A 6,794-nucleotide genomic window follows, 5' to 3' on the forward strand; every position below is an offset into this window, starting at 1 on the left:
TCCGCGTCGATGGGATGGGGCGCATCCAGGCATCTCTCGCTGGCACGCGCGCCGCGATCGAACCGCGACGTGGTTCGCCCTCCCGGACGACGCCGGATGACGGCTGTCGTCCGCAAACACTCGGTGCGACGATGTGGGCATGGACGACAAGAGCATCCACGATCACATCAACGAACTCATCGCGACCGAGCACGAATTGCGGGCCAAGCTCGCGCAGGGTGATGTCGCCGCGCCCGAGGAACGCGCGCAACTCCGCGAGGCTGAGGTGCAACTCGACAGGTTGTGGGACCTGCTGCGGCAGCGCCAGGCGCGCCGTGAATTCGGGCAGGACCCCGAGGACGCGACCGAGCGTCCCGCGGACGTCGTGGAGAACTACCGCGATTGATTACGTCCGGCTGGGACGCAGCAGCGGACACCCACCCGCGAACGCGTCACCGGCCAGCCGGTGCTCGGTCCAGGTCATCAGCTGCGGAACGAGCGGCGCGCCAAGGGATTCCACGCCGGAGTGGCTGCGCCCGGGATACTGGCGATAGTCCAGGCGGGTGCCCGTCGCACACAGCATGCGCGCGTAGGCCCGCTGCATCGCCGGCAGCACCGTATGGTCCGCCCCGCCCTGGGCGAGTAGCAACGGCACGCCACCTGTGCTCGTCGGCGTGTTCTGACGCAGTCGTGTGCCGAACGGCCCGGTGTTCGGGGATCGGTCGAGCAGCGACGTCCGCAGGCTCGGTGAAACACCGGGTGCGAGGAGCACCAGGTGGGTGGTCGTGCCACAGCGTCGCACGATCTGCCGAACCACAGGTACTGCAGCCGGTTTCAGGTAGTCGGCCGCCTTCACGTCAGGGTATGCCGCGGAGTATGACGCCACGACATACGCCATCAGATCGCGTCCGCTCGACGTGGTGTTCAGGTGCTGCACGAACGCGGGCATGTTGCTCGTCGGCGCAATCGCCGCGACACCGACGATTTTCACGTCGGGCGCGTACGTCCGCCGGATCTGCGCGGTCCAGAGCGCCGCGCCACCGCCCTGCGAGTGGCCCCACACGACAACGCGATTCGCGACCCACAGCTCTGTGAGGTGGCGCGTCGCACGCACCGCGTCGAGCACAGCGCGCGCTTCACCCTGCCCGATGAGATAGGGCTGCGGACCAGGCGTGCCCAGGCCGGTGTAGTCGGGCGCGACATAGATCCAGTGGTGCCGGAGCACCTGCTCGGCGTCGCGGCCGATGCCACCCTCGAACGGGCTTCCCGCCAGACTCGGCGCACAGTTCCGCGCGTAACCGGTCGTGCCGTGTGCCCAGACGACGACAGGCTCCGGCCGAGCTGACGGAGCACGGCTGGCCACCACGACCGCGCTGGCAATCGCCGCGCTCCCGTTCGCACGCGTGGTGGTGTAGAGGATGCGCCAGCCGCGGGCCGTGTCGGGTATTCCGTCGACGTATGGCGCGCTCCGCAGGAGCTGCCCCGGCTGTCGCGGCACCGCGGCACCGCGGCAGGAGGACGGTAGAACGCTGCGCTCCGCGACTCACTGCTGCGCGCGGCACCGGGTCCGATCAGCGCCAGCACCCCGACCAAGGCCGCCGACACCAGAATCGTCCACCGAAACCACCGCAACCCCACCCCGTTGACGTGCATGCGTCTTGGTTAGCACGGCGTCCCACGCACCCCCTGGGAATACGTGGGACGCAGCCTGGAACCGCTCAGCGGCGGCTCACCGCTTCGCCTCCGGCGGTGCCCCCTGCACGACGACGGTGCTGACCACCTTGTCGGCGAAGGTCTGCCGCGTGCTGTCCCAGAGCGGCCAGAGCCAGCCGATGTAGCAGGCGAGGCTGTCGAGCATGTGCGCGATGTCGCGCACGAACGCCATCCCGCCGCCGATCGGCTGCCCGGTCGACTGGCTGACGAGCGAGATGTTCAGCACCTTCTTGCCGATGGACTGTCCCTGCCCGCCCTTGATCCAGCGATTCCAGATCTGGATCGCCAGGGCCAGCACGAAGCCGAGGAGCAACAGCACGTAGGCCACCGGCGAGGCCGCGTGCCCGTCGTTCACCGTGTAGCACGAGTTGGGATCCGAGGCGACCAGACACCGCTGGGTCGTCTGGCCGGCTGCGGAGATGATCATCACGTACGCCGGGATCAGCAGGATGTATGCCGGGATCAGCACGAGCATGTCGATGAGGTAGGCGCCGACGCGTTGGCCCCAGTTGGCGAATTGCGGTGTGCCGCCATAGTGCTGACCGTAGGACGACTGCGCGCCGTAGCCGGGCTGGCCGTAGGGCTGTTGCCCGTACGGCTGCTGCCCGTAGGGCTGCTGCCCGTAGCCAGGGCCCTGCCGCCCGTAGCCAGGGCCCTGCTGGCCGTACGGCTGGTGCGGACCGCCCTGCGGCTGACCGCCCTGCGGCGGACCGGCGTAAGGATCATTGCTCATGGGTTCCCCCTGATGACTGGTGTGGTGATGTCCGGGCAGACACTAGTGCGGACGCATCCGTAAGACCGCGGGTTCCACGAATCGCCGGCATCATCGAAACCGGCCGATAACGCGAGAGATCCAGCATCTGCGACGTCACTCGTGGATCGGTCGACCGCAACAACCGGATGTCCGGGATCCGCTTGCGCAGCATCAACGCCCGGGTCCAGTCCGAGCCCGGCCGCGATCCCCGACCACCGGCTCGACGACATGCCGGCGGCATCGAGCAGCCACGACGCGATCAGTCCGCCCTCGGCGAGCTCGAGCCACTCTCCGGAACCCGGATCGAGCACGTCGAGCTGCAGCCCCCCGGTGGTGTAGCTGTGCGGCGACGGAGTCACCCGCCAGTGCCGCGGCCGGTATGGCCTATCGCCGCGACGCGATCGACCGTACGCACACCGGCGGTCTGCGGGGCCCCCGCGAAGTATGGAGGAGCGAAGCCGGGGGAGAAACTTTGAGTTTTTGTTCAACCGAATGGTTGACGACGACGATCCGAGCGCGGCAGACTTACCCTTGTTCAACCATCCAGTTGAAGACGAAAGGCACGATCGCCGTGGATCAGCTCTCGCGGGTGTTCGCCGCACTGGCCGACCCGACCCGACGCGACATCGTCGCCCGGCTCACCGAGGCCGACGCGACGGTCAGCGAGCTCGCTGCACCGTACGACGTGAGCATCCAGGCGGTCTCCAAGCATCTCAAGGTGCTCGAAGGCGCCGGCCTCGTCACGCGCACCAAGGAGGCCCAACGCCGCCCGGTGCATCTCCAAGCAGAGGTGTTCGACCTGATGACCAAGTGGATCGAGCGCTACCAGCGCCAGGCAGAGCAGCGTTACCAGCGGTTGGACGCCGTGCTCGACGAACTCAACGACCGCGACACCCGCACCGTCACGAAAGGCACCGCATCATGAACACCACGACCTACGCAGAAGCCGTCATCGAGGCGGACAAGGAGGTCCCGATCATCCGGATCACCCGTGACTTCAACGCGACTCCGGCACAGTTGCACCGCGCGCACACCGACCCGCAGCTCTACGCACGCTGGGTCGGGCCGGACGGCATCACGACCGAGATCGACTACTGGGATGCGCGCACCGGCGGCAGCTGGCGCTTCCTCAACCAGCACGACGGCGAGCAATACGCCTTCCGCGGCTGCTTCCACGAGGTGAGCGAGTACCGAATCGTGGAGACCTTCACCTGGGAGGCGATGCCGGAGGCGGTCTCGCTCGAGACGCTGACGTTCGAGGACCTCGGCGACGGCCGGACCCGGTTGCACGCCCAGTCGCTGTGCGACTCGTTCCAGGCACGCGACGGCTGGCTGGCCAGCGGCATGGAGGTGGGCGTCAACGACGGCTACGCCAAGCTCGACGCCCTGCTGAGCGACGGAGCCCTGTGATGAGCGAGGTCGTGACACGGATCCGCCCCTGCCTCTGGTTCCACGACAGCGCCGAGGAGGCGATGAATTTCTACGTCGACCTCTTCCCGGACTCCCGCATCGACGGGATCGACCGCTACCCGGACGAGTCGCTGAGCGAGCATTTCACGGGTATGGCGGGCAAGGTGATCAACGGCCGGTTCACCCTGAACGGAGTGCCGTTCGTCTGTCTGGACGGAGGCCCGGCGTTCACCTTCAACGAGGCGATCTCGTTCACCGTCGCCTGTGCCGGTCAGGAGGAGATCGACCGTTACTGGTCAGCGCTGTCCGCGGTGCCGGAGGCGGAGCAGTGCGGGTGGTGCAAGGACAAGTACGGCGTGAGCTGGCAGATCCTGCCCGCGAATCTCGCCGACCTGATGACCGGGCCGGCCGCCGTGCAGGCGCTGATGGGAATGAAGAAGATCGTGATCGACGAGTTCGCGGCTATTTGATCAGGCCGCGGGAGCGGAGGGTGCCGAGTGCCTCGTCGAGGATTTCGGCACCCTCCTCGTCGCTGCGCCGCTCCTTCACATAGGCCAGGTGCGTCTTGTAGGGCTCGGCCTTCGGCGGCGCGGGTGGGTTCTCCTCGTCCTGACCGGCGGGGAATCCGCACCGCGGACAGTCCCATGTCTCGGGCACGGCGAGGCCGGGCTCCTGGGCGAAGCTGGGGCGGGTCTCGTGTCCGTTGGCGCACCAGTAGGAGACGATCACCCGTGGAGCGGCCTCACCGCGCTCGGCCTCGCCCATCGGGCCGGCGCCGACTCGGCTGCCTCGAATTGCATTGCCACCAGCCACGATTGCTCCTTGACAGCGTCGGGAATGGGATGGGGATCGGAACTAGTGGAACCGCGCGACAAGACCGAGACCGACGATCGCGGCGAGCCAGACGATGCTCACCAGCACGGTCAGCCGGTTGAGGTTGCGCTCGGCGATCGACGAACCGCCGAGGCTGCTGCTCACGCCGCCACCGAACATGTCGGACAGGCCCCCGCCCTTGCCCTTGTGCATCAGGATCAGCAACACGAGGAAGAGACCACTGATGACCACGACCGCCTGGAGGGCGATGCGCATGACGTCCACGCTGGAGACACCTTCACGTCGAGAACTTCGGACCGGCGCCCGATGAGCGCCCACACAAGATTACCTGCGAATGACCGCCGCATCGATCGGGGTCCCCGCGAAGTATTCGGGGGAGCGATGGCGGGGTCCCCATGAAGTACTCGGAGGAGCGAAGCGGGGGAGAGACTTCGTGGGGTGCCGGAGCGGAGGAGAAACTTCGTGGGGTTAGATCGCGCCCTGGTGGGCCTTGAAGCGGCAGATGGCGGCGAACTCCGCTGCGTCCAGCGAGGCGCCACCGACCAGCGCGCCGTCCACGTCCTCGCGCGCCATGATCGACGCCACGTTGCCGGACTTCACCGAGCCGCCGTACAAGAAGCGCACCTGGTCGGCGACGTCGCCGGAGTAGAGCTTCGCAACGGTGCTGCGGAGCGCGGCGCACGCCTCCTGCGCGTCGTCCGGGGTCGCGACCTCGCCAGTGCCGATCGCCCAGATCGGTTCGTAGGCGACGACCATCGTCGCGACGTCCTTGGCAGCGACGCCGGCCAGGTCGGCCGTCAGCTGGTCGACGATGTGCTGGACCTGGCCGCCCTCCTTGCGCACCTCGAGCGGCTCGCCCACGCACAGGATCGGCGTCAGCTGGTGCCGGAACGCGGCCTTGACCTTCGCGCCCACGACCTCGTCGGTCTCGCCGTGGATGGTGCGTCGTTCGCTGTGCCCGACGATGACGTATTCGCAGCCCAGCTTGGCCAGGAACTCCCCGGAGATGTCGCCGGTGTAGGCACCGGCGTCGTGCGGGGACAGGTCCTGCGCACCCAGTTTGAGCTTCAGCTTGTCGCCGTCGATCAGCGTCTGCACGGACCGCAGGTCGGTGTATGGCGGGATGACCGCCACCTCGGTCTCGGCGTGATCGTGCCGCTTGTCCTTCAGCGTCCAGTCCAACTTCTGGACCAGCACCGTCGCCTGCTGGTGGTCCAGGTTCATCTTCCAGTTGCCCGCGATCAGCGGGACCCGACCGGTCGACGTCTCCTTGGTTTCGGCCATCGCTCAGTCCTCCAGGACGCTGAGGCCGGGCAGCGTCTTGCCCTCGAGCAGTTCGAGGCTGGCGCCCCCACCGGTGGAGATGTGCCCGAAGTCGTCGTCGGCGAACCCCAGCTGCCGCACCGCCGCGGCGGAGTCACCGCCACCGACGACGGTCAGCGCGCCGTCCTTGGTGGCGTCGGCCAGCGCCTGGGCGACCACCCGGGTGCCCTCGGCATACGGCTGCATCTCGAAGGCACCCATCGGACCGTTCCAGAACACCGTCCGGGCGCCGCGGATCACGTCGGCGAACTGCTTGGCCGACTCCGGGCCGATGTCCAGTCCCATCCGGTCGGCGGGTATGGCGTCGGCGGCCACCACGTCGTGGTCGGCGTCGGCGGAGAACGCCGTCGCCGCGACGATGTCGGTCGGCAGCACGATCCGGACGCCGCGCTCGTTCGCGTCCGCCAGGTAGCCGCGCACCCGATCGACCTGGTCGTGCTCGAGCAGGCTCGTGCCGACCTCGTGGCCCTGCGCGGCGAGGAAGGTGAAGACCATGCCGCCACCGATGAGCAGCACGTCGGCCTGGCTCAGGAGGTTCTCGATCACGCCGAGCTTGTCGCTGACCTTGGCACCGCCGAGCACCACGGCATACGGACGCCGCGGTGCTGTGGTGAGCTGATGGAGCACCCGCACCTCCGCCTCGACCAGGCCGCCGGCCGCGTGCGGCAACCGCTCGGCGATGTCGTAGACGCTGGCCTGCTTGCGGTGCACGACGCCGAAGCCGTCCGAGACGAAGGCGTCCGCGAGATGGCTCAGCTGGTCGGCGAACGCGCCGCGCTCC

Annotated in this window: 11 protein-coding genes; 4 read left to right on the top strand and 7 right to left on the bottom strand. The window is 68.1% G+C overall.

Annotated elements, in window-relative coordinates; all coding sequences use genetic code 11:
* The first annotated feature begins 139 nt into the window (after positions 1-139).
* The gene (locus tag ACN8HC_RS18895; RefSeq protein WP_490076398.1) at positions 140-385 is read left to right on the top strand and encodes a DUF2630 family protein; all 246 of its coding nucleotides are present in this window, start codon (positions 140-142) and stop codon (positions 383-385) included.
* Here ACN8HC_RS18895 and ACN8HC_RS18900 read toward each other — a convergent pair whose 3' ends face one another.
* From ACN8HC_RS18900 to ACN8HC_RS18910, 3 genes are all read right to left on the bottom strand, one after another.
* Positions 386-1,477 carry an alpha/beta fold hydrolase gene (locus tag ACN8HC_RS18900; protein ID WP_490076399.1) on the bottom strand — a complete coding sequence of 364 codons (1,092 nt, stop codon included), beginning with the start codon at positions 1,475-1,477 and terminating at the stop codon, positions 386-388.
* Between the two features lie 231 nt (positions 1,478-1,708).
* Entirely contained in the window at positions 1,709-2,425 is a 717-nt protein-coding gene (locus ACN8HC_RS18905) for an RDD family protein (protein WP_490076400.1), read from the bottom strand.
* Positions 2,422-2,805, bottom strand: coding sequence for a tRNA ligase subunit PheS family protein (locus ACN8HC_RS18910; RefSeq protein WP_490076401.1), 384 nt, complete (start codon positions 2,803-2,805; stop codon positions 2,422-2,424). Before ACN8HC_RS18910 ends, ACN8HC_RS18905 begins: the two co-directional genes overlap by 4 nt.
* A gap of 20 nt (positions 2,806-2,825) precedes the next feature.
* Here ACN8HC_RS18910 and ACN8HC_RS18915 point away from each other — a divergent pair, with 20 nt between their 5' ends.
* From ACN8HC_RS18915 to ACN8HC_RS18925, 3 genes are read left to right on the top strand one after another with little or no spacing between them, the layout of a single operon-like run.
* The gene (locus ACN8HC_RS18915; RefSeq protein ID WP_490076402.1) at positions 2,826-3,371 is read left to right on the top strand and encodes an ArsR/SmtB family transcription factor; all 546 of its coding nucleotides are present in this window, start codon (positions 2,826-2,828) and stop codon (positions 3,369-3,371) included.
* Positions 3,368-3,856: an SRPBCC family protein gene (locus tag ACN8HC_RS18920; protein WP_490076403.1), complete on the top strand. Its 489-nt coding sequence runs from the start codon at positions 3,368-3,370 to the stop codon at positions 3,854-3,856. Before ACN8HC_RS18915 ends, ACN8HC_RS18920 begins: the two co-directional genes overlap by 4 nt.
* Positions 3,856-4,326: a VOC family protein gene (locus tag ACN8HC_RS18925; RefSeq protein WP_490076404.1), complete on the top strand. Its 471-nt coding sequence runs from the start codon at positions 3,856-3,858 to the stop codon at positions 4,324-4,326. The genes ACN8HC_RS18920 and ACN8HC_RS18925 overlap by 1 nt, the downstream gene beginning before the upstream one ends.
* Here the strand turns inward: ACN8HC_RS18925 and ACN8HC_RS18930 are convergent.
* From ACN8HC_RS18930 to ACN8HC_RS18945, 4 genes are all read right to left on the bottom strand, one after another.
* Positions 4,319-4,669, bottom strand: coding sequence for an RNA polymerase-binding protein RbpA (locus tag ACN8HC_RS18930; RefSeq protein WP_490076405.1), 351 nt, complete (start codon positions 4,667-4,669; stop codon positions 4,319-4,321). The genes ACN8HC_RS18925 and ACN8HC_RS18930 overlap by 8 nt on opposite strands.
* A gap of 42 nt (positions 4,670-4,711) precedes the next feature.
* Positions 4,712-4,954, bottom strand: coding sequence for a preprotein translocase subunit SecG (secG, locus tag ACN8HC_RS18935; RefSeq protein ID WP_490076406.1), 243 nt, complete (start codon positions 4,952-4,954; stop codon positions 4,712-4,714).
* 204 nt (positions 4,955-5,158) lie between these two features.
* Positions 5,159-5,974, bottom strand: a complete 816-nt coding sequence (gene tpiA / locus ACN8HC_RS18940) for a triose-phosphate isomerase (protein WP_490076407.1) — start codon at positions 5,972-5,974, stop codon at positions 5,159-5,161.
* Positions 5,975-5,977: 3 nt separating this feature from the next.
* Positions 5,978-6,794: phosphoglycerate kinase (locus ACN8HC_RS18945; RefSeq protein ID WP_490076408.1), on the bottom strand; the 817-nt coding region annotated here is incomplete at its 5' end.

The organism is Flexivirga sp. YIM B11880, assembly GCF_058148645.1.

Bases quoted from the DNA above. Each gene is read 5' to 3' on its own strand.
- ACN8HC_RS18895 (WP_490076398.1), top strand. From the start codon at position 140: ATGGACGACAAGAGCATCCACGATCACATCAACGAACTCATCGCGACC.
- ACN8HC_RS18905 (WP_490076400.1), bottom strand. From the start codon at position 2,425: ATGAGCAATGATCCTTACGCCGGTCCGCCGCAGGGCGGTCAGCCGCAG.
- ACN8HC_RS18915 (WP_490076402.1), top strand. From the start codon at position 2,826: ATGGCCTATCGCCGCGACGCGATCGACCGTACGCACACCGGCGGTCTG.
- ACN8HC_RS18920 (WP_490076403.1), top strand. From the start codon at position 3,368: ATGAACACCACGACCTACGCAGAAGCCGTCATCGAGGCGGACAAGGAG.
- ACN8HC_RS18925 (WP_490076404.1), top strand. From the start codon at position 3,856: ATGAGCGAGGTCGTGACACGGATCCGCCCCTGCCTCTGGTTCCACGAC.
- tpiA (WP_490076407.1), bottom strand. From the start codon at position 5,974: ATGGCCGAAACCAAGGAGACGTCGACCGGTCGGGTCCCGCTGATCGCG.